This is a genomic window from Hallella bergensis DSM 17361 (genome assembly GCF_000160535.1).
GTDB classification, from domain to species: Bacteria; Bacteroidota; Bacteroidia; order Bacteroidales; family Bacteroidaceae; genus Prevotella; species Prevotella bergensis.
In genome coordinates this window covers 1-1,600 of the sequence record NZ_GG704790.1, presented here as the reverse complement: position 1 = coordinate 1,600, position 1,600 = coordinate 1, and the positions used below count along the sequence as shown (strand labels likewise).

1 protein-coding gene is annotated in these 1,600 nt (G+C 44.1%); it reads right to left on the bottom strand.

What is annotated here, in order from left to right:
- Positions 1-166: 166 nt before the first annotated feature.
- The gene (locus tag HMPREF0645_RS12795) at positions 167-1,468 is read right to left on the bottom strand and encodes an IS1380 family transposase (RefSeq protein WP_007175483.1); all 1,302 of its coding nucleotides are present in this window, start codon (positions 1,466-1,468) and stop codon (positions 167-169) included.
- Positions 1,469-1,600: the final 132 nt, after the last annotated feature.

Here is a 1,600-nt window from a genome sequence, read left to right as displayed (position 1 = left end):
TTAATTCCGCAGTATTTTTTCTTGTGAGAAAATTTTATATGTTGAGGTGTCTTTTTGGGACTCTATATGTTGATATGAGGTGCTTCGGTGTTTCTTGTTTTTTTTCTAAGCATAAAATCCCCCACCCAAACCAATGGGGAATATTAAAACCACAAAGAAATACTGTTTATTCAAGGAAGACTTCTGAGTAGTAGGTTTTATTTGTATACAGGTTCAGAACGTTCTGCCTTCCCCTTCTCACCCATTTTGCTGGCACGCTGACAAAATGGAGGATAAAGGCTTTCAGCCTGCTTGTCTTTTTCAATGGCTTGACCTCTTCGCTGATATGACGGACGAGATAGAGATAGAAGTTCTTCAGCATGGCGGTAACCATCATGAAAACCATGTTCTCAGCCATAAAGGAAAATGGAAGATGTGACCAGCCGAAGTCATTGTTCTGTATGTCGAAGTTCTTTTCACCCGCTCCACGTTCATTATAAAACGTAATGATGTCCTTTTCGGTAGACACCCAGTCGTTGGTGAGGATACAGCGGTATGTGTATATTACTCCGAACATATCCGTCTGCTCACTGCCATCCTTGCCTTTCAAAGGACTACGCTGTACGACGAGCCTGTATGACTTTCCTTCTATCAAGCTGTCTATGCTGATGGATGTGACATCGCATTTCTCATAGCCAACCTCAACGTCTTTCCATTCCTTCAACTGTTGGAAATTCTCGTAGCGACTGCCGCAGTTGGCAGCACGAATGTAGAACGTGTTGCAGCGCTGCTCTACGGTTTGGATGATTTCCTTTGAGAACGACCCGCAGTCAGCACGGAAACGCTCTATTACCACACCAAGTTCTGAGGTTACACGGTCCATAATGCGACGGAGCGTGTCCTCCTGATGGAATTTCACATTGGTGTTTCCGTCACGGTTCTCACCTCCGACTATGATTCCCCCAATGGAAGCCCAACCAGGAAAATAGCCAAGGTCCTGCTTATAAGAATACTTAGCATCGAACTTGTGGGCTGGAACGAACTGGTGGTCAAAGTCCAGGTCAACATGGCTGCCCACCTTTATAAGCCTCATCCTCCGTATCATTCGTAAAAGTAAGGTGTTCAGCTTCTCTGCCGTGTTGAAACTGTAAGACTTGCTGGAGATTTCGCTCTTGTAAATAATGTTCTCTTCAGCAAGCTCCTTCAGTCCGCGCCCAACTGTGTCGGCACCGGGTAACAGCGTATCAGGTCTCTGCTTGAACTGCCCTATAAGTGCATTGATGTCCTCAAGGCATTCTCCACCACAAAGGTAGCTGAAGAAGAGAGAGCCGAAAATACTTCCATGGCTGAATGCCTTGCCGCTACTTCCACGTTTGCCCAATACGGATTCGGTAAGTTTTTCAAAGCCCAACTTTGAGAAAACGTCCATAATGTGATAAATTCCACCGAAAGAAGTGATATTCTCGTTTTTAATTGCTACCTTTGTCATGTCAGATATTTGCTTACTTGTTATGTTTACAGCACCAAGATAGGTGAAATTTCTGACATATCCAAGTGTTTTGAGAACTTTGTTTCTCAGGCACTTGGAGTTCTTACAAGAATTTATGCTGCGGAATTAAGG

Bases quoted from the DNA above. Each gene is read 5' to 3' on its own strand.
- HMPREF0645_RS12795 (WP_007175483.1), bottom strand. From the start codon at position 1,468: ATGACAAAGGTAGCAATTAAAAACGAGAATATCACTTCTTTCGGTGGA.